At 50.3% G+C, this 23,348-nt stretch carries 20 protein-coding genes, 1 tRNA gene and 5 pseudogenes; 11 read left to right on the top strand and 15 right to left on the bottom strand.

Annotation, left to right across the window (positions count from 1 at the left end; genetic code table 11):
- Positions 1–4: 4 nt before the first annotated feature.
- Positions 5–1,007: pseudogene (locus ACQGXV_RS23140) on the bottom strand (fructokinase).
- A 190-nt stretch (positions 1,008–1,197) separates the two neighbouring features.
- On the opposite strand from ACQGXV_RS23140, the gene rdgC reads away from it, so the two are divergent.
- From rdgC to ACQGXV_RS23110, 6 genes and pseudogenes are all read left to right on the top strand, one after another.
- On the top strand, positions 1,198–2,109 hold the full coding sequence (rdgC, locus tag ACQGXV_RS23135) for a recombination-associated protein RdgC (protein ID WP_440863273.1): 912 nt from the start codon (positions 1,198–1,200) through the stop codon (positions 2,107–2,109).
- A gap of 24 nt (positions 2,110–2,133) precedes the next feature.
- Positions 2,134–2,607 carry an NUDIX hydrolase gene (locus ACQGXV_RS23130; RefSeq protein ID WP_440863272.1) on the top strand — a complete coding sequence of 158 codons (474 nt, stop codon included), beginning with the start codon at positions 2,134–2,136 and terminating at the stop codon, positions 2,605–2,607.
- A 513-nt stretch (positions 2,608–3,120) separates the two neighbouring features.
- On the top strand, positions 3,121–3,360 hold the full coding sequence (locus tag ACQGXV_RS23125; RefSeq protein WP_440863000.1) for a helix-turn-helix domain-containing protein: 240 nt from the start codon (positions 3,121–3,123) through the stop codon (positions 3,358–3,360).
- Between the two features lie 67 nt (positions 3,361–3,427).
- A complete protein-coding gene (locus ACQGXV_RS23120; protein ID WP_440862939.1) occupies positions 3,428–4,327 on the top strand; it encodes a transposase family protein in 900 nt (299 codons plus the stop codon).
- 54 nt (positions 4,328–4,381) lie between these two features.
- Positions 4,382–4,561, top strand: a pseudogene (locus ACQGXV_RS23115) (TolC family outer membrane protein); the annotation flags it as partial.
- Between the two features lie 63 nt (positions 4,562–4,624).
- Entirely contained in the window at positions 4,625–6,763 is a 2,139-nt protein-coding gene (locus ACQGXV_RS23110) for a type I secretion system permease/ATPase (RefSeq protein ID WP_440863271.1), read from the top strand.
- On the opposite strand, the gene ACQGXV_RS23105 is transcribed toward ACQGXV_RS23110, so the two are convergent.
- From ACQGXV_RS23105 to ACQGXV_RS23085, 5 genes are all read right to left on the bottom strand, one after another.
- Positions 6,726–7,037 (bottom strand): hypothetical protein, encoded by a 312-nt coding sequence (locus ACQGXV_RS23105; protein ID WP_440867833.1) that lies wholly within the window; start codon positions 7,035–7,037, stop codon positions 6,726–6,728. The two genes, ACQGXV_RS23110 and ACQGXV_RS23105, sit on opposite strands and share 38 nt — an antisense overlap.
- The gene (locus tag ACQGXV_RS23100) at positions 6,998–7,525 is read right to left on the bottom strand and encodes an IS630 family transposase (RefSeq protein WP_440863270.1); all 528 of its coding nucleotides are present in this window, start codon (positions 7,523–7,525) and stop codon (positions 6,998–7,000) included. Before ACQGXV_RS23100 ends, ACQGXV_RS23105 begins: the two co-directional genes overlap by 40 nt.
- Before the next feature lie 15 nt (positions 7,526–7,540).
- The gene (locus ACQGXV_RS23095; protein ID WP_440867564.1) at positions 7,541–8,074 is read right to left on the bottom strand and encodes an IS630 family transposase; all 534 of its coding nucleotides are present in this window, start codon (positions 8,072–8,074) and stop codon (positions 7,541–7,543) included.
- Complete coding sequence (locus tag ACQGXV_RS23090; protein WP_440862584.1) at positions 7,998–8,363, bottom strand: IS630 transposase-related protein; 366 nt, start codon at positions 8,361–8,363, stop codon at positions 7,998–8,000. The genes ACQGXV_RS23095 and ACQGXV_RS23090 overlap by 77 nt, the downstream gene beginning before the upstream one ends.
- A 74-nt stretch (positions 8,364–8,437) precedes the next feature.
- On the bottom strand, positions 8,438–8,578 hold the full coding sequence (locus ACQGXV_RS23085; RefSeq protein ID WP_440863269.1) for a hypothetical protein: 141 nt from the start codon (positions 8,576–8,578) through the stop codon (positions 8,438–8,440).
- Between ACQGXV_RS23085 and ACQGXV_RS23080 the strand changes: the two genes are divergently transcribed.
- A complete protein-coding gene (locus ACQGXV_RS23080) occupies positions 8,549–8,821 on the top strand; it encodes an arylsulfatase regulator (RefSeq protein WP_440862616.1) in 273 nt (90 codons plus the stop codon). The genes ACQGXV_RS23085 and ACQGXV_RS23080 overlap by 30 nt on opposite strands.
- 117 nt (positions 8,822–8,938) lie before the next feature.
- On the opposite strand, the pseudogene ACQGXV_RS23075 reads toward ACQGXV_RS23080, so the two are convergent.
- A pseudogene (locus ACQGXV_RS23075) lies at positions 8,939–9,464 on the bottom strand (integrase core domain-containing protein); the annotation flags it as partial.
- Here ACQGXV_RS23075 and ACQGXV_RS23070 point away from each other — a divergent pair.
- A complete protein-coding gene (locus ACQGXV_RS23070; RefSeq protein ID WP_440863268.1) occupies positions 9,412–9,582 on the top strand; it encodes a hypothetical protein in 171 nt (56 codons plus the stop codon). The pseudogene ACQGXV_RS23075 and the gene ACQGXV_RS23070 overlap by 53 nt on opposite strands.
- A 184-nt stretch (positions 9,583–9,766) precedes the next feature.
- Here the strand turns inward: ACQGXV_RS23070 and yghX are convergent, their stop codons facing one another.
- The 6 genes and pseudogenes from yghX to mlaA all read right to left on the bottom strand — a co-directional run bounded on the left by yghX (position 9,767) and on the right by mlaA (position 14,316).
- Positions 9,767–10,654 carry a YghX family hydrolase gene (gene yghX, locus ACQGXV_RS23065; protein WP_440863267.1) on the bottom strand — a complete coding sequence of 296 codons (888 nt, stop codon included), beginning with the start codon at positions 10,652–10,654 and terminating at the stop codon, positions 9,767–9,769.
- Between the two features lie 139 nt (positions 10,655–10,793).
- Complete coding sequence (locus ACQGXV_RS23060) at positions 10,794–11,501, bottom strand: GGDEF domain-containing protein (RefSeq protein WP_440863266.1); 708 nt, start codon at positions 11,499–11,501, stop codon at positions 10,794–10,796.
- Positions 11,502–11,503: 2 nt separating this feature from the next.
- Positions 11,504–11,866: a DUF1987 domain-containing protein gene (locus ACQGXV_RS23055; protein WP_440867417.1), complete on the bottom strand. Its 363-nt coding sequence runs from the start codon at positions 11,864–11,866 to the stop codon at positions 11,504–11,506.
- Positions 11,867–11,891: 25 nt separating this feature from the next.
- On the bottom strand, positions 11,892–12,017 hold the full coding sequence (locus ACQGXV_RS23050; protein WP_440863265.1) for a SiaC family regulatory phosphoprotein: 126 nt from the start codon (positions 12,015–12,017) through the stop codon (positions 11,892–11,894).
- Between the two features lie 94 nt (positions 12,018–12,111).
- A pseudogene (locus ACQGXV_RS23045) lies at positions 12,112–13,129 on the bottom strand (IS5 family transposase).
- Positions 13,130–13,530: 401 nt separating this feature from the next.
- Entirely contained in the window at positions 13,531–14,316 is a 786-nt protein-coding gene (gene mlaA, locus ACQGXV_RS23040; protein ID WP_440863264.1) for a phospholipid-binding lipoprotein MlaA, read from the bottom strand.
- Between the two features lie 361 nt (positions 14,317–14,677).
- Here mlaA and ACQGXV_RS23035 point away from each other — a divergent pair.
- The 3 genes and pseudogenes from ACQGXV_RS23035 to ACQGXV_RS23025 form a co-directional block, all read left to right on the top strand.
- Positions 14,678–14,752: transfer RNA gene (locus tag ACQGXV_RS23035), tRNA-Arg, on the top strand.
- 163 nt (positions 14,753–14,915) lie between these two features.
- Positions 14,916–16,184: a tyrosine-type recombinase/integrase gene (locus ACQGXV_RS23030; RefSeq protein ID WP_440867563.1), complete on the top strand. Its 1,269-nt coding sequence runs from the start codon at positions 14,916–14,918 to the stop codon at positions 16,182–16,184.
- Positions 16,185–17,276: 1,092 nt separating this feature from the next.
- Positions 17,277–17,363, top strand: a pseudogene (locus tag ACQGXV_RS23025) (DNA damage-inducible protein I); the annotation flags it as partial.
- Between the two features lie 41 nt (positions 17,364–17,404).
- Here ACQGXV_RS23025 and ACQGXV_RS23020 read toward each other — a convergent pair.
- Positions 17,405–19,237, bottom strand: coding sequence for a hypothetical protein (locus ACQGXV_RS23020; protein WP_440863263.1), 1,833 nt, complete (start codon positions 19,235–19,237; stop codon positions 17,405–17,407).
- A gap of 128 nt (positions 19,238–19,365) precedes the next feature.
- Entirely contained in the window at positions 19,366–23,313 is a 3,948-nt protein-coding gene (locus ACQGXV_RS23015) for a host specificity protein J (RefSeq protein ID WP_440863262.1), read from the bottom strand.
- Positions 23,314–23,348 lie beyond the last annotated feature (35 nt).

Below are 23,348 nucleotides of genomic sequence, written 5' to 3'. Positions count from 1 at the left end.
CGCGTTATGCCGCCGGCCACAGCCAGGAGGCACCGCGCACACCGCTGGAATCACCGTGGGTGGCCTGACGAATCGGCGTGGTGCACTCCTGACCGAAGATCCACGGGGTTACCAGCGTTGGCAGCGTCTGATAAAAACGCGTGACATTGCTCATTCCGTCGCCCAACACCACCACGTCCGGATCCACTAAATTAATCACATGCGCGATGGATTTGGCCAGGCGTCGCTCATAGCGTTGCAGCGCCTGTTCTGCGGCGCTATCCCCTTGACGCGCCAATGAGACAATGGTTTCCCCGTTGCAGGCATGGCCGGTGACATGGTGATAGTCGGCAGCGAAACACGTGCCGGAAATAAAGGTTTCAATGCACCCGCGTTGACCACAGTAGCAAGGTACAGCCTGCGCAAACTGGCGTTCTTGGTCATCATGCCAGGGCAAGGGGTTATGCCCCCATTCGCCAGCGATGCCGTTGCGGCCAGCATGAGCACGTCCGTTGAGCGCAATGCCCGCACCACAGCCGGTACCGATAATAATGGCAAACACCACATCGAGTCCGGCTCCGGCACCGTACAACGCTTCAGATACCGCCAGACAGTTGGCGTCATTGGCGAGGCGCACCGGACGCTGTATAGCCAAGCGACATTATTTTGATAACAGCCAGCTATGCTTCTTTGCCGCATATCAGGGCATAGGATGTAATCATTTTTAAGTCGGTTGGCTATAACAGCGCGGAGAGATCGTTATCCAACGGCTGGTCGTTCAACCACACCGAATTGGCGTTTTTGACGTGGTGGGACAACGGCGACAGGGTGCCTGGAATCCCCACCCCGACGCTTCCGGTCATGCCGGTTGCCTTTTCGGCCTCGTTGACCAACGTAGCAATGGTGTGTAGCGTTCCCTGATAGTCATCACGGGGGGTCGGCAGACGATGGCGGAACAGCGTTTCACCGTGCTCTCCCAAAGCAATGACTTCCGTTTTGGTGCCACCCAAATCAATTCCAATACGCACACCGCCTCCTCAGAAAACTCCCATAATGCATGAATAAATATCACAGTTTTCACGCACCTGGCACAAAGTAACTTTATTTTAGTGTATACCGAATCCACCATTACGCGCTGCACTCGTGCGCCAAATCCGCTATGATGCATCCCTACCCTTTTCATCCGCGTGTCACGCACGCACCGCCAGGGATAACACCATGCTGTGGTTTAAAAATGTTATTATTTATCGCCTGAACCGCGATATCACCCTTTCCACTGATGCGTTAGAAAAGCAGTTGAGTGAATTCGCCTTTACCCCCTGCGGAAGCCAGGATCTCTCTCGCACCGGTTGGGTATCCCCGATGGGCGCTCACAGTGACGCACTGACTCACAGCGTTAACGGCCAGTTGCTGCTCTGCGCACGCAAAGAAGAAAAGATGCTGCCATCTCCAGTGATCAAGCAGGCGCTCCAGGCCAAAATCGACAGGCTGGAAGCCGAGCAGCACCGCAAACTGAAAAAAACCGAAAAAGACACCCTTAAGGATGAAGTGCTCCACACCCTGCTGCCGCGCGCCTTTAGCCGTTTCAGCCAGGTGTGGCTATGGATTGATACCGTTAACCAGTTGATTATGGTCGATGCCGCCAGCGCCAAGAAAGCCGAAGATACGCTGGCGCTGTTGCGCAAAACCCTGGGCTCCCTGCCCGTAGTGCCCCTGGCACTGGAAAACCCGATTGAACTCATGCTGACCGAATGGGTGCGCTCTGGCGATGTGCCAGCCGGTTTCACCCTGCAAGACGAAGCCGAATTGAAAGCGACTCTGGAAGACGGCGGGGTGATTCGCTGTAAGAAGCAAGACCTGGTGAGCGATGAAATTGCCGTGCATATCGAAAAAGGTAAAGTGGTGACTAAACTGGCCCTCGACTGGCAGGAACGCATCCAACTGATACTGGCAGAAGATGGCACGCTAAAACGTCTGAAGTTTGCCGATACGCTGCGTGAGCAGAACGACGATATCGACAGGGACGATGTGGCTCAACGCTTTGATGCCGATTTCATTCTGATGACCAGCGAGCTTTCAGCGCTAACGACCAATCTGGTCGAGGCATTGGGCGGCGAAGCGCAGCGCTAAACCACACAGGGAAGAGAGTGCGTTATGCGACATGAAATTCCGGTGCGCTGCTTTTCTATCGCGCTTTATGTACTGCGCCCAGTACAGGCCGGTTATCAAGTCCTGTTGCTACGACGCAACGGTCATACCCAGCCGGGACAGTGGTGCCAGATAGCCGGTGGTATTGAAGCCGGGGAGAGCGCCTGGCAAACGGCGCGACGTGAAGCGAAAGAAGAGACGGGATTACAGTTAACCGACCTCTACTCAGCGGATCACTGTGAGCAGTTTTACGAAGCGGATAACGATGGCCTGACGCTGGTGCCGGTGTTTGTGGCTTATGTCGCTGCCGACGCCGACATTGTGCTTAACTCTGAGCACAGCGAATTCCATTGGGCAACGTTTGAGGAAGCGAGCCAGATGCTTCCCTTCCCTGGCCAGAGTGACATCCTGCATCACATTCATCGTTACTTTGCCGAACAACAGCCAGATCCCCTGCTACGGATGCCGTTAGACGCTTAACGCCTATTGCAATAAGCCTGATGTGCATATAGCCCGTTCGGTCACTGCGGCGGTGCAGAATCGATCTGCGCCGCTCGCTAAATCAACATACAATGACGCACAGTCAAACCGAGTGCTGGTTTGCTTTCCCCTATAAGGCATGCTACAAATACACCAGCGTAATATTCTTTTAATTCCGAGGAATGTGGACAAATCGCATTATTTGTGGCGGGTAATACAGAATTATCATGAAGAAAATACAAAACAAAACCATCATTACTTCCATCTACATGTTATTCCTTTCAGCCATTCTTGCCAGTGAGCATCACTGGTGTAGCGAACTTTAGGTTTCTCTCTGAATTCAGCGATGGCAGAGCAGTGTTGCGCGTTTGTCTGCTGAGCCACCTCTTTATCGCATCTGGGAACCGACCCCTGCGTTATCGCTGCCCCATTCCCACTCGAAACGCAACAAAGTGATCCACTTGCCAGAGTCGGATAAAATCACCGTTCTGGCCATACTGGAGAGCCTGTTGCATGCAGGGAAAACATCTGACTCAGAAAGAACGGTTCTACATCGAAAAGCGGCGTGGTGAAGGTGTCAACCAAGCTACCATCGCCAGAGAGCTTGCTCTGCCTCGCTCGACCATCAGCAGGGAACTCAGACGCAATACCGACCCTACTTTCAATGGTGTCTACTGCTGTAGAAGGGCGGACACTCTTGCCCGGGAACGCCGTCACAAGCCTCTGCCAAACAATAAACTAGTTGCTGAATAGAGACTTGCATTTTTTGTCAGGCTATTGAGAATAAAAAGAGGTTTAACTTAGAGAATAAAGGTTTGAAATGATCAACAAAGAGCGGTTGTTACGAGATAATCGTTTATGTAAAGCAATCATTGGATTATCAGTCGAAGAATTGAAAAATTTAGCCGCTGAATTTTCAGCTTGTTATTTGATTTATCGGAAAAAGAATCGAAAAGATCACGAGCGGCAGATGGGTGCAGGGCAGAAAGGATTTATCCCAACCCCATTAGATAAACTGCTTTTTATTTTATTGTATTTAAAATGTTATCCGACCTATGATTTGCAAGGGCTTCTTTTTGGTTTAGATAGAACACGGGTATGTCGCTGGGTAAAAATATTATTGCCGGTTTTAGAGATGACCTTGGGGCGAGAATGTGTTTTGCCCGCTCGTCAAATTCGCTCTGCTGAGGAATTTTTTCGCGCCTTTCCTGGAGTTAAAGACGTCTTTATTGATGGGACAGAGCGACCTGTCCAAAAGCCTAAGAATCTGCGTCGGCGAAAAAAAATGTATTCGGGAAAGAAAAGACAGACCACTCGAAAAGGGCTTATTATGACTGACGAAACAAGGCAAATTGGATTTATCCCCATGAGCAAAAATGGGCGCCGTCACGATAAACGCTTACTCGATAAAGTCGATATAATTCGCCATATTCCTCCTGAGGTAACCATCTGGGCAGATACCGGTTTTCAAGGTATAGATAAACAGCATCCTAATACACAAATCCCAAAAAAAGGAACTCGAAAAAGACCTTTATCGCCTGAACAAAAACAAGAAAATAAAATAATCTCGGGCATCCGTATTACAGTTGAACACGCCATCGCGGGTATCAAGCGCCTCGGTTGCATGACCCAAATTTTACGGAATCGTAGACCCTTTATTGATGATACCTTCTTACTCCTTAGCGCCGGTCTTTGGAATTTCCATCTCAGAACAGCGTAAAATTTACTTCAATCACCGAAACACCCTTATTTCACTATTAAGCAACACGCTTGTAGCCTTAACGATTTGCTCAGCGTCGAGCAGGACGTACTTCAGGCTGACAACGCCCGTGCAACAGCGCAGTTTGACGGCTGGGATGCAACGGTCAACTTCGCGGCTGCCGTCGATAATCTGCTGGATATGCTCGGCATAGAACGAGACAAGGCCAATGGCGATCGGCTGCCATCGCTGTAACGCCCGCGAAAGTAACGGCGTAAAAAGTGGCTGATAACCACGCGTTTACTTACAGGAGAGTGCATGACAGCGTCTGCTACCACAGAAATATGGATCGCCGCACTGGCAAGAACAGCCGCGCATTATGGACATTTGATTGATGTGCGCACCTTTGCACAGCAGATGCGCTGGCATGAACAACTGCCGCTGCCGCGCAAGCTGGAACAGATCGCACGCCTGATGGGCCTACACACCAGCCTGTGCCGCTGGGATCGCTTGCGCTGGAGCCCCGGTATACTTCCGGTGCTGGCCACCGCTCATGACGGCAGCGTACTGGTCATCGAAGCCATCGATGAAGACCAGAATTTGGTGCACTGGCGCAGCGATGGCGGCGATTTACAACGCAAAATCGACAAAGAGACGCTGCAATCACAGATCCAGGACACGCTAGTACTGACAGGCATTGCCGAGCGTGGCCACGATGCCCGCATCGATGATTTCGTCAAACCCTACCGTAAGCACTGGTTCTGGCAGCACTTTGCCCATGCCAAACGGCAGATTGGTGAAGTGGCGCTGGCCTCTATCATCGGCAATGTGCTGGCACTGGCGGGCATTATGTTTTCGATGCAAGTTTACGACCGCGTTATCCCCTCACAGTCGATGCCCACGCTGTGGGTGCTGTTTGGTGGCGTGCTGCTGGCTGCCGCCATTGAATACGCGATTCGTTTATCCCGCACCGTGATCTCCGATTTGATGGGCAAACAGATCGACTTGAGCGTTTCCGGCATGCTGTTCGCCCGCGCATTGGCTATCAAAAACGAAGCGCGCCCCAAATCTACCGGCTCCTTTATTTCTCAGCTGCGAGAAATCGATCAGGTCCGTGAATTACTGACCTCGACCACCGTGGGCGCGGCGGCAGATTTGCCTTTTGTGCTGCTGTTTCTGGTGCTGATGTCATTTGTCGGCGGCCCGCTGGTGTTTATCCCCATGCTGGCAATCCCACTGATTGTCATTCCCGGTATCTTGCTGCAATGGCCGATGGCGAAACTGGCTAAAGACGGCATGCGCGAGAGTGCGCTGCGCAACGCGGTGCTGGTGGAATCGATTGAGGGCGTCGAAGACATCAAGGCACTTCAGGCAGAGCCCTATTTCCAGCGGCAGTGGGAGCAAACTCACGAGGTGAGCGCCTCGGTCGGCATGAAGCAGCGCCTGTGGGGCGCACGTCTGACCGGATGGGCGTCGACGGTCCAACAGCTCACCTATGCGGGCATGTTGGTGTTCGGTAGCTATCTGGTGTTGGCCGGAGACATCACCACCGGTACGCTGGTGGCGTGTAGCCTATTGTCATCACGTACCATCGCCCCGCTGATGCAATTGACCATGGTATTCTCGCGCTGGCAGCACGCCAAAAACGCCCTCACCGGACTCGATGAACTGCTGCAAAAACCACTCGACCGGCCTGAGGCGCAAGAAATCGCCCACTGCCCGGTGCTGCAAGGCCACTACCAGGTGACGCAGGCGCAGTACAGCTACGATCCGGAAAAGGGAAATAATGCGCTGTTTATCAACACGCTGGATATCAAACCTGCCGAACGCGTGGCGATATTGGGCAAGGTCGGCACCGGAAAATCCACCCTGCTAAAACTGCTCGCCGGGCAAGCGACCGCCACGCGCGGCAAAGTAACACTGGACGGCGTCGACATGGCGCACATGGATCCGGCAGACATGCGCCGCCAGGTCGGTTTTCTTTCTCAGGACTCTCGGCTGTTTTTTGGCAGCCTCAGGCAAAACCTGATGCTGGGCAACCCCCACGCCAGCGAGCAGGAATTACTGGCAGCATTGCATATCAGCGGTGCGCTCAGCCTGGTGCAGCAGGATGCTTCCAGCCTTGAGCGCATAATTCAGGAAGGCGGACGCGGCCTGTCCGGTGGACAGCGCCAGATGGTGCTGCTAAGCCGTCTTATCCTGCGCAATCCGCAGATCGTGCTGATGGATGAGCCCACGGCTTCGATGGATGAACAACTGGAAGAACAGGTCATTCGCCAGATGAAAAGCTGGCTGGAAGGACGCACTTTGGTATTGGTGACACACCGCCCTGCCCTGCTCAAGCTGGTTGACAGGCTGATCGTCGTCGACAACGGGCGCGTTATTGCTGATGGTCCAAAAGAACAGATACTTAAGTCGGTCAGTAAACCGCTTGATACTGCGCAGCAGGTAGCCTGAGGGAGAATGAGATGAACGCATCCCACACATTTGAGAGCAGCGAAGGGTTCGGCAGGTAAGGTGTGGATCCTCGCAGACTTCCGGCATCATTGTGCCCAACACGGGATGCATAAAGCTCCCTGATAACTGGAGGATCCACGACATGAAATATACCCCTGTTGGCGTCGATATCGCAAAACATCTGATGCAGGTTCACTTCATTAATGAACATATAGCCAAGCGACTTAATTTTGATTACACCATATGGACTGAGAACAAACTCTCTGTATCGCAACCCATCTCTCTTTTTTTGCTTTTTGCTTGTGCCCATTTATGCTCAATTGGGTTAAGATCTGGCGAATATGTAGGCAAATACTCCACCATATACCCTGCATCGATGATGACTTGTTGAATATTATGTTTTTTGTGAAAAGTGGCATTGTCCATCATGATTACACTGTTTTTAGGGAGTACTGGGATAAGGACTTGTGTGACCCAGGCATAGAAAACATCGCTGTTAATATTGATATCAAATAATCCGATAGCAAACAGCGTTGTGCCTAATAAAGCGCCGATAACATTTGTTCTTCCCCTAGCTCCCCAGTTCTTCAGGCCAAAACACCGTTGACCTTTTGGGGAATAGCCGTGAGTCCGTGGGGCATCGTGTGAAAAACCACTTTCATCAATAAAAACAATAGGTTTGCCTTCTTTTTCATACTGTTGTTTTTTTTGTTGAAATCCCTGCCGGGCGTTTTCGTCGGCTTTCGGATGACGTATAGCCAAGCGACTTAATTTTGATTACACCATATGGACTGAGAACAAACTCTCTGTATCGCAACCCATCTCTCTTTTTTTGCTTTTTGCTTGTGTCCATTTATGCTCAATTGGGTTAAGATCTGGCGAATATGTAGGCAAATACTCCACCATATACCCTGCATCGATGATGACTTGTTGAATATTATGTTTTTTGTGAAAAGTGGCATTGTCCATCATGATTACACTGTTTTTAGGGAGTACTGGGATAAGGACTTGTGTGACCCAGGCATAGAAAACATCGCTGTTAATATTGATATCAAATAATCCGATAGCAAACAGCGTTGTGCCTAATAAAGCGCCGATAACATTTGTTCTTCCCCTAGCTCCCCAGTTCTTCAGGCCAAAACACCGTTGACCTTTTGGGGAATAGCCGTGAGTCCGTGGGGTATCGTGTGAAAAACCACTTTCATCAATAAAAACAATAGGTTTACCTTCTTTTTCATACTGTTGTTTTTTTTGTTGAAATCCCTGCCGGGCGTTTTCGTCGGCTTTCGGATGACGTAGAGTTTTTTTTATAGGTCAATCCCAGCTTTTTAAGCGCTTGCCAAATGGCCTTCTGACAAACGCCAAAACGCTCTGCACGTTCTTTTTGGTAAGCATCTGGATATTGTTCAACATCTTTTATCAACTCGGATTTATCGATCTTTCGCTGACGCGTGGTCGATGCTTTTGACTCTATTTGATTAATCCAACGCGATACAGAGGCAGGGCCAATCCGAAATTGCTTCGCTGTTTCTCGGATACTCAACCCTTCGTTTTTCCGTGTAGATATCACTTTACGTCTAAAATCAATTGAATAGCTCATTTAAATAATGTAATCAAAATTAAGTCGTTTAGCTATAACATAGTCGAAAAAAAGCTTCATTATAGCCAACCGACTTAAAAATGATTACATCCTATGCCCTGATATGCGGCAAAGAAGCATAGCTGGCTGTTATCAAAATAATGTCGCTTGGCTATAAAGAGCGGGCTACAAATGCGAGGATAAAAATGATCGACCTGACGGTAGAACAGCGACAATTAGCGAAAATAGTTCATGATTACACCAGCCAGTTTCCCCTGACAGAGGATGGTGATGCTCAATTATTGCAGGGCTGTTATGACTACATGGAGGCCTTTAAGCAGGTGATGGACAGCACATCAAAGGTGCAGATGGACTACATTTACCTGCAATATCCAGGCTATTTTCGCTTTGCGAAATGGATGGAGCGACTGGCCCAGGGGATTGCTGATGGTGTGATCGAAGTGCCGAAAGATCACTAAAAAATTGCATGACGGAATTTTCGGCGGTTCCGGCGTAGAACCCCTTTCATATAGAGATGGATCTGTTTGTTGGTGAGAGCCACGGCGCGTGTCAAGGTAGTTGTCGCCTCAGTTAACTCATGCAGCCAGCGTTTCCCGCTCCGGATTTAGCCAGACTTCATCCTGTCGGCTCCAGTTGCGCGTTGGCCCGGACCAGCGATGCGGGGTCTGCATTTTTGCTGCTTCATATACCGATTTACGCTGCGCCAGCAGTTCATGATCTTCACCCCTGTGCCGCTGACCCGGTGTGACGTAGCGGATGCCGCTGTGGCGATGTTCTTCGTTGTATAGCCAAGCGACATTATTTTGATAACAGCCAGCTATGCTTCTTTGCCGCATATCAGGGCATAGGATGTAATCATTTTTAAGTCGGTTGGCTATACCAGCCGACGAAGGTTTCCACCCAGCCGCGCGCATCTTCCAGCGTTGCGAAGCCCTTATCAGGCCAGGCAGGCACGTATTTCAGCGTCCTGAACAGCGATTCAACATGTGCGTTGTCGTTGCTCACCCGCGGCCGGCTGTGCGACGGCGTTATCTTCAGCTCTGCAAGTTTGACCTGCAGCACCTGCGACTTCATTGGCGCACCATTATCCGCATGCAGTATAGCCAACCGACTTAAAAATGATTACATCCTATGCCCTGATATGCGGCAAAGAAGCATAGCTGGCTGTTATCAAAATAATGTCGCTTGGCTATATCAAAATAATGTCGCTTGGCTATAGCTTGGTTGACACCTTCACCACGCCGCTTTTCGATGTAGAACCGTTATTTCTGAGTCAGATGTTTTCCCTGCATGCAACAGGCTCTCCAGTATGGCCAGAACGGTGATTTTATCCGACTCTGGCAAGTGGGTCACTTTGTTGCGTTTCGAGTGGGAATGGGGCCATGGTTTATCCTGAGCATATGCTAGACCAGATAGCGCCGGAACCATGCCAGGGTGCGTTCCCAGGCCAGATCGGCGGCCGCTTTGTCATAGCGCGGGGTGGAGTCATTGTGAAAGCCGTGGTTGGTGTTGGGGTAAATGTGCGCCTGATACACCTTTTTTCCGGCAATCAGCGCGTTTTCGTAGGTGGGCCACCCTTCGTTAATACGCTCATCGCGTTCGGCGTAGTGGATCAGCAGCGGAGCCTTTATGCGCTCAACGTCTTCCGGTTTAGGCTGTCGGCCATAGAAAGGCACCGCGGCTGCCAGCTCCGGGTAGGCCACTGCCGCCGCATTGGCGACGCCGCCGCCGTAGCAGAATCCAGTGATGCCTACTTTACCGGTGCTGTCCGGGTGCTTGAGCATAAATTCGATAGCGGCGAAAAAGTCGTTCATCAGCTTAGTGGGATCGACCTTCTGTTGCAGTTCCCGCCCTTTTTCGTCATTGCCGGGATAACCGCCGACGCTGCTGAGCCCGTCAGGGGCCAGCGCGATAAAACCGGCTTTTGCCAGCCGTCGTGCAACGTCTTCGATATAGGGATTGAGGCCGCGGTTTTCGTGCACCACCACCACCGCAGGCACTGGGCCGGTCAGGTTGGCGGGTTTCACCAGATAACCGCGCACGCTGCCGTGCCCATTGGGTGACGGATAGGTGATGTATTCAGGGAGGATATCCGGGTCCGTGAACTCGACCTGTTGTGCCAGGGCGTAGTTGGGGCTAAGTAGCGACAGCAGGGTCATGGCGGTCAGGCCGCCCACTGCATATTTACCCGCGCGCTCCAGAAACTCTCGCTTGGTGAGTTTCCCATGCGCGTAGTAGTCATACAGTTCGAGCAGTTCAGGTTGGAAATCTTGTGCAGTAAGACGTGGCATGGCGATACGCTCTCCTTTGGCAACCCATCCAACACGGGCTCTCATCACTGTAGCAAAAGTGACTCAACGCCGCGCTAATGCGCTCTGGCGTTTCTCGCCATTTTTACCTTTTTTTACGTTGGAGAACGTAGGTACCGACTCAGCGAAACATTACACGATTACGCCCTTGCTGTTTGGCTTTATACAGCGCGGCATCGGCGGCGTTGTACAGCGTATCAAATCCCGTAGTTGCCGGGGCCCAACTGACGCCAAAGCTGGCTGTCACCGGATACGCGGGCAACGCGGCCAGGTTTGAACGGTTCAGGTAGGCATGAATGCGCTGTGCATACAGGACGGCCTGTTGCAGGGCAACGTTATCCAGCAAAATCGTGAACTCTTCCCCACCCACGCGCCCAATGCTGCCGACACCGCCCAATGCGTGACGCACGCGGGTAATCAAATCGCAGATCACCGCATCGCCAGTGGGGTGACCAAAGTTGTCGTTCACCCGCTTGAAGTGGTCGATATCCAACACAATCAGCGACGCCTGGCGTTGGGTGAGCACCGTACTGATGATGTCGATAATGGCACCACGGTTGTAGACGTCCGTGAGCGGATCGTGTGTCGCTTTGTAAGCCAGTTCATCGGCCAACTGATGGAGCTGATGGTTTAAGCGCGTCAATTCGCGCTCCGCCCGATCGCTGCGTGAGATTAGCCGGTGGGATTCACGCACCAGACGATGATAGTGCTCGGTCAGTGCCAGCAGGCTATCCCGGTAGACTTCCGCGGGGCGGTCAGGCTGAGCCGCCACGTTGCGCGCGGCGAGCAGGATGTCATATTCCGGGGTGAACAGCTCAAAGGTGCTCATGATTACTCCATGATATGGCTGTGAAAATCCAACGCGGGGAAGTCGATATGCAACTCTTCGCCAAACTCTTGCGCGATATCATCCTCACAATCGTGATACCAGTGCAGAGCGATGGTGAACGCGTCCTGCGCCGCCAGGTGCAGGATATTGAGCAGGCTGAAAAGCATCTTGGTGCTGGAACTGTTGAAATAGCTCAGCGAAATATGCACTTCGATTTCGGTTGCGGACGCGTCATCGCGGTGCGATAGCTCGGCAAGATAGGCTTCCACCTTCTCGATCAGCGGCCGGTATAGCCAAGCGACATTATTTTGATATAGCCAAGCGACATTATTTTGATAACAGCCAGCTATGCTTCTTTGCCGCATATCAGGGCATAGGATGTAATCATTTTTAAGTCGGTTGGCTATAAAACGCGGCGGCGTTCTCTGGGTAAGATTCGCAGGAAAGGGATAACCTATGTGTGTCGAAATAAAAATCAACGCTGGGGGGTGGATGCTGTCCCGGCGAGATGAACATTATCGATGCGAGTTATATTTATCATTTCAGATGATCGCGGCTTTGTTGAATAAATCAGAATTAGCCGACAGGATGACTCCCTCTGCTACACCTGTTATCCTATCCTGACGCTGTGTGGCATACCCAACAACGTCATACGGTTCAGCGCTTTGACCATCGCTATGGCTTCACCTACTTGAGCCTCATAGTCACGCAGGCTCAGATGGCCACCCAGCAAAGTTTTTATGCGGAACATCGCTGTTTCTGCCACTGAACGCCGGTGATAACCCACTTTCTTTTTCCACATATCATTACTCCCGCTCAGACGCTGATTCGCCACCGCATGGTTACGTTCATGGTACTTGTCCGGCCAGTATTTGGCTCCGCTTCGCGGCGGGATAAGGGGCCTGATTTTCTTTCTTAGCAACGCATCGTGGCAGTAACGGGCGTCATAAGCACCGTCTGCTGACACTTCCCTGATTTTTCGGTGGGTTTGGTTAATCAGGCCCGGCAGTGCCTGCGCATCTGTCGTTCCGCTGAGCGATAAGTCGGCACAGATAATCTCATGCGTCGCACTGTCTGCTGCCAGATGAAGCTTGCGCCACACTCTTCGTCTGTCAGCCCCATGCTGCCTGACTTTCCATTCACCTTCGCCAAAGACCTTCAGACCGGTACTGTCGATGACCAGATGCGAGATTTCACCACGCGTTGGCGTTTTTATGCTGATACTGACGGTTTTTGCCCGCCGACTGACCAGAGAGTAGTCCGGGCAGCGCAGTGGCAGGCTCATCAGTGTAAAAACCGAGTCGACAAAGCCCTGTAATGCCCGGAGCGACAGGTTAAACACGCGCTTTATCATCAAAACCGTGGTAACAGCCATATCGGTGTAGTAAAGCGGCCGACCACGACCTTCAGGCGAAGCACTGTCAGTCCATGCAGCGATGGCCGACTCATCAAGCCAGACCGTCAGGGAGCCGCGTTGTCTGAGTGCTTTGTTGTATAGCCAAGCGACATTATTTTGATAACAGCCAGCTATGCTTCTTTGCCGCATATCACGGCATAGGATGTAATCATTTTTAAGTCGGTTGGCTATAGGTGGGCCAGTTGGTGATTTTAAACTTTTGCTTTGCCATGGGGAGCTGCTATCGGGAGCGATGATAGTGCTTTGATCCGGCGATCCCCTGAAAGTTCGATTTATTCAACAAAGCCACTTCTATGCCTCTGTTTATTCTAATTTTGTTGTTGCAGGTAAATCGCTACTCCAACCATCCCGAACGTGCATCATTCCCACACGGCAGCCAGGCGTCGTGTAAAATGCGTATTACATCGCACATCCGTACAACATTATTGTTACAAAGGCGGTGAAAATAAATTTTTGTAATTAAATAAAAAATAACAATGCAATCATCATTGATTAACAAGTAGTGAAAGCACCGTGCTGGTTCGGAATAGTGCAGTGTTTTATTTCGGATAAATGCGCATAAAGCAAAAGGCTCCACCGGGAGCCTTTTTACGTGTGATGCTTGAGAAACAACTATTTGGCAGGTGCTGCGGGAACCGGGTCAGGCGCATCGATCTCCTGAAGAGAGTCTTCGATGGTAGCGGCGTTCGGGTTCTCTTGTGGAGCCAGACGGCCACCCCGCGCCAGGAAATCATGCCGTTGGAAATAGGCCTCCCGCACCATCAGGTAAGGATCGGACGAATTTCTCAGCAGACCATCCAAATCCCGCAGCTGTGCTCGGGTTTCCACCCCTTCCACAACCCATTTACCGGCGGAAGCCCAGAACGTCAGGTAACTCAGAACCGGATAGAGCGTATCAACCATGCCGCCACCGTCTTCACGCAGCGTCGCACTGCCATAGCCCGGCAATACCACATATGGACCATAACCCACGCCGTAGCTTCCAAGCGTAGTGCCGAATCTGCGCGGCTCTTCTTTTGCCAGCTTCGGATTCGCCACCGAGGCAAGATCGAATAACCCGCCCATCCCCAGCAGCGTGTTCAGGAAGAAGCGGTTGAAGTGGATCATGGCCTTATAGGGATCGCCCGACACAAAATAGTTTGCCATCGCAGCGGGTTCTTCCAGGTTACTGAGGAAGTTACTCAACCCATTACGCGCGGGTTTCGGCACATAGTCACGCCAGGCAACAGCTACTGGCAGGACGACATATGGGTCCAGCACATTGTAGTTAAAGTTGAACATGGTGCGGTTGAATCCCTCAAGTGGGTCGGAACGCCCTTGGGTTGTTTTATCCGAAGAGCTGGCGCACCCAACCAGCATGACACTGGCCAGCACCACCCCACTCAAACGGTTATTCATAGTGATTCTCCCTGATAAAATTGCGTTTCGCCCACATTACAACCGTATAGCATACCCCCGATCCGTCTCAATGCATTGATGGCGAAGAACGCATTCGGACAAGAAACAGGCGTTGGTAGTGTAACATTTTATTGCGCTTCATCGAGAAAAGCTAACGTAATAGTGCTTATTAATTCGTGTGTTACTGAATTAGCAAGCCAAAAAACGGGTTTTTAAGACGCAGAGACGCAGAGATGCAGATCCAATACCCTGCACACGGACATTCTTCACACTTTTTTGCCACCGATTGACGGGATATTAATCAATCACGCATTCATGTGCTTATGCTTACGGTCAAAATGCGTATAATGTCCTCGCGGAAGTCTCCATAGTTAAATGGATATAACGAGCCCCTCCTAAGGGCTAGTTGCAGGTTCGATTCCTGCTGGGGACGCCATCATCTCGTCTACTTTAGTTCACCAAAGCCAACAAACTCCTTAAAAAAGCTTATATTACAAAGCAATTTACTCTACTTGAGTCAATGGAAGTCTATTGCAATCGTCTCTAGGTTTGGGGCATTATTTGGGGCTCTCGCTGGTTCGAGTTTAAAAGAGCCCCATATGAAGCTAAATCCCAGACAGGTACAAACAGCTAAAGCAAAAGAAAAATCTTACAAACTCTCCGATGGGGGAGGAATGTATTTGGAGATTACACCACGAGGTTCAAAGTACTGGCGCATGAAGTATCACCGTCCTAATGACCGAAAAGAGGATAAATTGGCCTTTGGGGTTTATCCTACGATCACCTTGGCTGAAGCTAGAGCTAAACGCGATGAGGCCAAAAAACTTCTCGCGAACGGGTTGGATCCTAAGAAGGTGCAAAAAAAGGAGCAGGCAGAGAATAATGGAGAGTTTACTTTTGAATCAATTGCTCGAAAGTGGCACTCCACTAACAGACGATGGGAGAACGTGACACGTAACTTGATACTTAATAGTCTTGAGAAATATGTATTTCCAATTATCGGTAAAAATGATATACGTCAACTAAAAACTCGCCATCTCCTAGCAGTAGTGAGGGCTGTGGAAGAGAATGGAAAACACGAAGTAGCTCAACGTATCCAGCAAAGAATAACGTCAATCATGCGTTATGCAGTACAAAATGAAACAATTGAAACGAACCCGGCGCTGGATATGGCAGGAGCATTAATTCCTCCCAAAAGTGTTCATCATCCTGCATTAACACCCATCATGTTACCCCAATTCCTTGCACGATTAACTAGTTACAAAGGCCGAAAAATAACTCGCATAGCCGTAGAATTAAATCTATTAACTTTTGTACGATCTAGTGAGTTACGTTTTGCTCGTTGGAAAGAAATTGACTTTGAGCATGCGTTATGGGAAATACCAGCCAAACGCGAACCTATTGCTCGAGTTCGTTATTCTGAACGAGGAATGAAAATGAAATCCTCTCACCTAGTACCGCTCAGCAAGCAGGCAATAGAATTATTAAAGCAACTTGAAGTACAGCGAGGTGATGAAGCACATATTTTCCCTGGAGACCACGATATTAACGGTGTTATGAGTGAAAATACTGTTAACAAAGCTCTTCGCGTTATGGGCTATGATACCAAAACCGAGATTTGTGGGCATGGATTTAGGACTATGGCAAGAGGAGCTATGGGTGAGTCGGGTTTATGGGCTGATGATGTAATAGAGCTTCAGATGAGCCATATCGAGCGAAACGGGGTCAAGGCCGCCTACCTCCATACAACCAAGCATCTAGAAGAGCGCCGTCTAATGATGCAGTGGTGGGCGGATTATCTCGATGCCAACCGAGAGCATTACATATCCCCCTATGATTTCGCCAAGCGCCATGGAAGAGGCGATTAGAGCCATCAAATATTACAGGTCTACAATATGGACGATGTGCCAGCCACTGAGAGAATGCACACAGGGGGCTCATGCCTACCAATCTCACACATGGCTGCACAAAATCTCCTCAGCCCTCGTGCTATGCGGATTCTGCTGGGCATACCTAACGACCTACAAAAATATTGTAGGTCTCCGTGAAGCGTACAGCAGTTGGATAGAGGTAATTTGGGAGGTCATTCTCTTACCCAGTGCGCCGTAAAGCACCGTCCTTTAGGGCGAAGACATAGTGATCGGGGTGAACATTTTGGAGAGGACATGGCACAAAAAACCCGGTGCTGGAGGCGTGCAGATCCTGCACTCTATAATCAGTGAGTTACGATGAAATTGGTGGTACCTAAATCGATTGGGCAACTACCCAGGAATTTGAGGTAGTTCGAAATGCTGTTTGATGGGTATTTAAATCGAATTGGGTTGTCGAGCTGTTCGCTCAATTCTCTGTTAATATAAAGTTTTATTCTGTCACACCCATCAAATTGACGAGTCGCGCCGACGCTTTATCTGGATGGAAAAAACAGGAGGAGTGATGAAAAGGTGCGGGAGATGGTTAACGATGTCACTCTTGGTAAACGGTTTACCAGTTGTGTAGCGTTCACCTAATGATTCATAAAGCTCCGTTCTTCATGGCGGGGAAGATGTCAACTGAAAAACTTATTTATTTAGATAGGCGAAAAGTGGTGGTTTCAGTAGTTTCAGTGGTTTCAAAAAACACATAGTATTGATTTATAATAGATTTAAAAATAAACTTGAAACCACCATCCCCCATTTTGAAACTACTCCCCCAAACTTTGAAACCACTGGACCATCGACGATTGAGAGAGAAAATACCCCTCTCTAGCTGGACTATGCGCTGGAGAACTGCCCCAGAAGCCTTGTCAGCAGAGGCTTTTGCTGAACACGACCTCTTATGTCACCACTTGAAAGTGGACTTCATCGGCAGCTTTTACCGGATTTTTGCAAAACTCAGTACCGAGCAATCGTGGATGCTGATTTTTGCTTAAAAGTTGAACTACAAAATTTTAGTCCGAACTCGAGCATAGAGCGGGTAGCGATGGGTTGACGGTATTCGGTGGGGATCGGGATGAGGTGAGTGAACTGATTCAGGAAACGTGGGGATCGGCAGACGATGGGTTCAATTGATGTGAGTGAAAGAGCCCAACATCATCGTCGGGCGCTCTTGTTTAGTTTGCTACAGTGTTGCAGTAAAAATTACTGTGAATTACCTTCGGGTTAGGCTCCTCACGTTCTGGCATTTGCACGCGCATCGATATGAAGGTGTCACGCGGGATATCTATCGGGTCGCCGTTGGCGTATCCCTCTATCTCATTGCGAGCGAACGCTGGCGCATCCGGGTGTGGGCGGTGATAGGTGCGAATAACTATCGAGCCATCCGGGTTTATTTGCTCACTTCCATCATCACCGCCATAGTCCACCCACAGGCGCGGTAACTTGTTGCGGCACATCGGCACATCGATACCGCCCTCATCACCGCCCCAGGCGCGATCGGCATTCAGGCCCAAACAGCCGGAAATGCGGTACACACCTTCACTCAGACGTTCGGTGGTGATGCCCTCAGCGTCGCTGGTCAACTCGCTGGTACCATCGGCGAACAGCTTCACAACCGGGCTTGCTGTTTTCCAGAAGCCGTTGGAGTCGGCTACGGCGTTATTGCCAGTAACAAGCACATTGCCGGACGCAGCGCTCGGGAACGTTACAACGGTTTGTCCTGTTGCTGATCCAGTGCCGTCCCGTCTTATTATTTTAAGTTGTCCGTTCTCAGCCGAAATAAGAACCCTGCGCCCAACTGTTGCCTGTGCGACCGTAGTCGATTCAAGGTATATCGCAGGGTATTGCCTAAGAATAAAGAAATCGTTAGTTAAGGTTTTTAGCCCGGATATTGTCTGTGCGCTGTCGAGCGTAGCCAACTCATGCCACGCACCAACGGCGTTGTTCTCGATTGTTCTAAAACGGTACGATGGCGTGCTATTTCTCACATCGATCCAAACTTGAGCACCATAGGTGCTGCTTGGATTGCCGAACAGATTTTGTAAATAGCCACTATTAGGAACATCAGACTGTTCAGCTGACCGGGCATACCAAACGCCATTTGCTCGGTGATCAGATGCAAGGGTTGCGCCGGGCAAAACTTGCGATGTGTTACTGCCAATACCACCAGCTAACCCGGCAACCAACACCTGACCAGCAGTAGCCAATGACGCTGTCTGCTTAGCAAGATTTTTGTCGGTCCAAAAGTTATGGATCACCGTAGCCGTTCCGGCTTCGTTACCTACAGTTGCCCTAATACCAAAAGACGGCGCTCCCACAACGGCTTCATGACCAAAAGACATTGAAGCCCACAAATCGCCCGTTTTTAGAAGAACGGACGGCGCATATCTGAGGCCATAAGAAACACGGCTTGTGTCATTACGGTATATGCGACTCCCTGTGCCGGAAGCCCTAAGCCACGCAATCATTGCCGCATCATCACGGTTGAAAGCCAGCCCTTTCGCCCCCCAACCCCAAGCCCCGTTTATCAATAGCGAGCCTGCGGTAGCATCAAACTGGCCAGTCTGCTTAACCCCTGTTACCTTCCCATTCAGCGCATCATCCCATGCCTTTTGCGAGCGAACGGTGACAGTCTGGCCGTCTGGCGTAGTTAAGGTAACGTTCCCCGTTCCGGTTAATATCTGCTGCCAGCCTGATAGTTGCTGCTGGTAATAGGCCAGCGTTGATGCAAACTCATGGGCAAACTGCTCAACCGAAACAGCCGGTGAGGTGGGAATAGCATAAGCTTTGCCTGTTCCCGTTGTGCCATTGAACGCCGATACCAGCGTTAATTGTGTATCGGATTGCACAGACTCAATTTCATAAATCTGAACAGTGCCAGCAGCAGGCAATAATAACATCCGGCCTGCTGATACACCGTTTAATGGATTAGCGAATTGTGTTCCTACGCCCGTAATGATTTTGCTGCCGTTAGTGGCAGCGATAGTTCCGGTTTTATACCAAGACATTCGCCATTACCCCATGACATTGGTGAATAGTATTTTTATTTTAGATTGAATGGTACTGGATAATTGGTTACGTCAGCGACCATCAATGGTGCCGGTTGTGTGCCATGCTTTCATACGTTTACCCTGCTTTATTGCCAATTCATTATCGGCGTAATCGAACTTGATTGCCGAAAAGCAGCAACGTCGAATTTGAACACAACCTTGTGAACCATCGTTCCACCACTCGATGGGTTTCTATGCATCTTTATTGAAACGACAGAAAATCCCTCACCGGCTGGGATAGTGAGAATTATTTTTCGAGGACGGATATAGGGTGCTAATTTGGCTCTACCCCACATATCTATTACTAAATCATCATCAATATATAATCCACCGTACCCCCCAGCTCCGGTTTGTCCGTTGCAAAACCAAATTTCATTAGTTTCCCTGTATATGGGAGGATTGAAAGCGCGGGTCCTCTCGTCGGTCGAGCCAATCATAATGATTGTTTTATCAAATAATTCTCTTTTTATTTTAAATAATTGATAGCTATAATTGCCACCATCTAAACCAATAATGCCGGTATATTCTCCGGCAAAGCTGTAGGTGTAATCATAGACATCACCAACAATTTTTCCAGCATAGACAGTCCCGTAGAAACTACCGTCATGAAATTCAGCATCCCCGTTCTTAGATATCTTCCATCCACGCACATCTTTAGCATAATTATTTGATTGTAGGTCGCCTCTAAACAACATGTCGTTGAACTCAGCAGTACCGTCTTTATTGATCATCCACCCTGAAACACCAGCAGAATAGTTTTTTGACTTGATGAGATCGCCAATCATCAGGTCAGTGATTGTTCCCTTACCAATAATCGCAGAGTTAATAATTACCTGATCCCCCTGCGTGGTGAATATTAATTGTGGATTTCCCCCGGCTGCATTCATGATCGAGAATCGGTCTTGCAGGAATATAGTATTCGACTGCATACCCTGGTCCGTGTCCTCAATGCTCTGCGTCATACCCGCAACATATTGCCGCCCATTCGCATCAACTTTAATGCGCAGCGTGCGATAGGCCGACAACTTCGCATCTGTGCCATTCACAATGCTGCTGATATCGCTGATTTGCGTTGTGACGCCGTTAACCGTGGAGGTGAGTTGGGTGAGCTGCGTAGCTTGCGCTGTAAGTTGCCCGTCAATGCTGGTGACAGAGGTTTGCAGGCCCTGCACCGCCGTTGCATTCGCTGTAAGGCCAGTAGCAGGATCGTTCATCTGACTGTTGAGATTGGTCAGCTGCTGCGATGTGGTTTCGTTTTGCGTTGCCACTGTCTGCTGTAACTGCGTCAGGTTACTATTGGTTGCGCCGATACTTGACTGCATCTCCAGCATCGCAATCGTTCTGGCCTCCACCTCATTGGCGATTGTAGCACGCGTTTCGGTGATTTCTGCCGCTCTGTCGCCGTTCTGCGCGCGCCAGCGTCGCGTTTCAGCATCGTTAGCCAGGCTGTTACGGATAATCGCTTTGGCCTGTTCAATGCTGTTCAGCATGCCGTCCGATATTTGCAGGGTATTGTTCTCGACCTCACCAACTAGAGATTTCCATGCATCGGTTTCGGTTATTTCACCCACAATCACATCCGTAATATCGCTTACGTCTGTGCTGGATCCCCCGCGTATCCAGTTCGTCCACGGTCCCTGATTGCCTGACTTGTCAACAATACGGGCACGGTAAAAAAACGCCTGACCGACACTGAGCCCCATTTGCTGATAGGTGCGAGTGGGGTAAGCCACATCGGCCAGCAGCAACGCAGTCTGCCCGTCGCTCGTAGGGGAATAATGAATCTCCGTTTTCAGCGTATCGTCTGTATCAGCAGGAAAACTCCAGTTAAGCTGAATGCCGAAAACGAGTGGCACTGTGATAAAACTCGCCAGCGCAGGCGGATTGCCCTCTTTGCCGTTAAGCCGGGTCTCCTGCGCGTTAGTCCACATGCTGGAGATTTCAGCCGCATTAATAGCCCGGACGCGAGCCTGATATTGCCCGGCGTAAATGCCTGGTACTTCAAAACCCAACGCAGAAGTACGCGCTGCATTTATCCAGTTGCCATTATCACGTCGCCATTGCGCCTCATAAGCGATTGCGCTTTCAGCCCGATCCCACGTTACCCGAAGTGTCGTAACGTTTATGCCCTGATCGACAGTGTTGTAACTGCCAATCTCGACACTTTCGGGGGCAGGTTGTACTGAAGGAGGAATAACGCTGATCGGACGCGATTCAATGCGTGCGCCGTTATCAATCTTGTCCCATTTGTCCGGGTCATACTCGACGCCGGTGATATCAAATGACAGGCCACCATCAGCCTCGGCCACACCAACAATGCGGTACAGTTGCAAAGCCAAATCAGTGGCATCTATCGCCCATACAGATTCTGCGATCGGCGTTTCGCTGTAGTCTGTTGTGACCGTAATGATGTTGTCGTTTACCGCTTCAATGGTGCGCCCTTCTGCTTTCCCACTCGGCAGGTTAACAATCAGGCGCTCACCAATGGCCGCAGACGATACGCGATCAAGTGTGATGTTACGCCCGTCAACCGCACTGATGCGACCCCCCAGGGGACGCCCTGCCAGTAACGAATCAGCTACCCCAACAATTGAGCCAGGCACCGGAATATCGCCATCCAGCCCCATTGTGTACGCAATGGCCCTGTCCGCATCATTAGTGTGCAAAATCCATTTACCACGGCGGATCGCCTCCGTCTGGCGAATACAACCAATCGCCGTCACGTCGGCCTGTTTAATCCCGTAACGTTTAACCAACTTGTTATCATTGACGGCTTCAACCGCATCCTGATAGCTGTTGGCAGGATCGGACCATGACACCATGGCCTGGCTATAATGTGTTTTCTCGCTGGCGTTGCTGTAGGTGAATTTCCCGTCTTTCACGTTGGCGCGCGTCACGATGTAATCAATATCGCGCGGCATATCGGCGATCACATTCATCTGGTTGTTGCCCCAGAACGTGGCACCGCGAAAGATTGCAGCCAGATCATTAAGCACGGTCCAGGCTTCTTCCTGCGACTGGATATACACATCGCATAAAAAACGTGGTTCAGTGCCATTACCGCCCCGGCCATCCGGTACTAACTGATCGCAATACTGTGCAATCTGATACAGCGACCATTTTGAAACGGAGAGGTTTTCAGCCTTGATGCGGTTGCCAAGGCCAAAGCGATCGCTGATCTGGATGTCGTAATATACCCAGGCAGGGTTATTGGTGAACGTCCACTTAAAGGTGCCGTTCCATGCCCCGCTGTAGGTGCGGGCTACCGGATCATAATTTGAGGGGACGCGGATAATGCGCCCATCAGGCTCACAGGAAATAACCGGGATATTCTGGAACTGTTTCGCATCAAACTGAACAAACAGCAGCGCGGTTTCCGGGTAACGCAATTTCGCATCAATGATTTCCGTAACGGCATCAATAACCATTTTATCCGCAATGCGGTTGCTCGTTGAATTCGGCGTAATGCGGCGCACGCGGATTTGCCAGCCGGTTGTTGCATCAGGTAAGTCAATACGGTGGCTACGCTCATATTTCGTCGTAGTCTTACCGTCGACCGCTGTTTTCAGCAGTTCCTGATAGCTGCCGCCATCCGTGGCCACATCAATCGCATACTCAATGCGATAACCACCAACATCGCCGTTATCCTGTTGTTGCTGGAGTGCAGACCACGAAAAGCGTAGACGTACCGCTGAAAGCTGAGTATTGGTGAGTGACCGCACCCAGGCTGTCTGGCTGGTTAATTCTGTGCTGACGGTAATTTCATTCTCAACGCCGGGAAAACCGGGAATATAGCTTTGGTCGGGCGTACCGGAACGAAACTCCCACGTCACGCCTGAAAAGTTTGCGTTGCCGTTCGCATCAGTGATCGGCGTACCGTCCAGAAAAACCCGCGAACCATCCAACCCACCGCTAAATTCACCCTCCCCCAGCGCCAGCAGGATTTTTGCGTAGGACGTAGACTGAATAGAATCCGGCGACTCCACCGGTGTGCGGGCATTGCCGCCACCCCCTTTACGACCATGAATCGTCATGAATGCTCCAGAAATAAAAAAAACCGCTGAGAGCG

This window comes from Symbiopectobacterium purcellii, assembly GCF_052050035.1.
Classification (GTDB): Bacteria; Pseudomonadota; Gammaproteobacteria; order Enterobacterales; family Enterobacteriaceae; genus Symbiopectobacterium; species Symbiopectobacterium purcellii_A.
Note: the sequence above shows the minus strand (reverse complement) of the source record. Positions and strands in the feature narration are given on the sequence as shown.

Excerpts from the sequence above, each read along its gene's own strand:
- rdgC (WP_440863273.1), top strand. The coding sequence starts at position 1,198 with ATGCTGTGGTTTAAAAATGTTATTATTTATCGCCTGAACCGCGATATC.
- ACQGXV_RS23130 (WP_440863272.1), top strand. The coding sequence starts at position 2,134 with ATGCGACATGAAATTCCGGTGCGCTGCTTTTCTATCGCGCTTTATGTA.
- ACQGXV_RS23125 (WP_440863000.1), top strand. The coding sequence starts at position 3,121 with ATGCAGGGAAAACATCTGACTCAGAAAGAACGGTTCTACATCGAAAAG.
- ACQGXV_RS23120 (WP_440862939.1), top strand. The coding sequence starts at position 3,428 with ATGATCAACAAAGAGCGGTTGTTACGAGATAATCGTTTATGTAAAGCA.
- ACQGXV_RS23110 (WP_440863271.1), top strand. The coding sequence starts at position 4,625 with ATGACAGCGTCTGCTACCACAGAAATATGGATCGCCGCACTGGCAAGA.
- ACQGXV_RS23090 (WP_440862584.1), bottom strand. The coding sequence starts at position 8,363 with ATGAGCTATTCAATTGATTTTAGACGTAAAGTGATATCTACACGGAAA.
- ACQGXV_RS23080 (WP_440862616.1), top strand. The coding sequence starts at position 8,549 with ATGATCGACCTGACGGTAGAACAGCGACAATTAGCGAAAATAGTTCAT.
- yghX (WP_440863267.1), bottom strand. The coding sequence starts at position 10,654 with ATGCCACGTCTTACTGCACAAGATTTCCAACCTGAACTGCTCGAACTG.
- ACQGXV_RS23060 (WP_440863266.1), bottom strand. The coding sequence starts at position 11,501 with ATGAGCACCTTTGAGCTGTTCACCCCGGAATATGACATCCTGCTCGCC.
- ACQGXV_RS23055 (WP_440867417.1), bottom strand. The coding sequence starts at position 11,866 with ATGCGGCAAAGAAGCATAGCTGGCTGTTATCAAAATAATGTCGCTTGG.
- ACQGXV_RS23050 (WP_440863265.1), bottom strand. The coding sequence starts at position 12,017 with ATGTTCATCTCGCCGGGACAGCATCCACCCCCCAGCGTTGATTTTTAT.
- mlaA (WP_440863264.1), bottom strand. The coding sequence starts at position 14,316 with ATGAATAACCGTTTGAGTGGGGTGGTGCTGGCCAGTGTCATGCTGGTT.
- ACQGXV_RS23030 (WP_440867563.1), top strand. The coding sequence starts at position 14,916 with ATGAAGCTAAATCCCAGACAGGTACAAACAGCTAAAGCAAAAGAAAAA.
- ACQGXV_RS23020 (WP_440863263.1), bottom strand. The coding sequence starts at position 19,237 with ATGTCTTGGTATAAAACCGGAACTATCGCTGCCACTAACGGCAGCAAA.
- ACQGXV_RS23015 (WP_440863262.1), bottom strand. The coding sequence starts at position 23,313 with ATGACGATTCATGGTCGTAAAGGGGGTGGCGGCAATGCCCGCACACCG.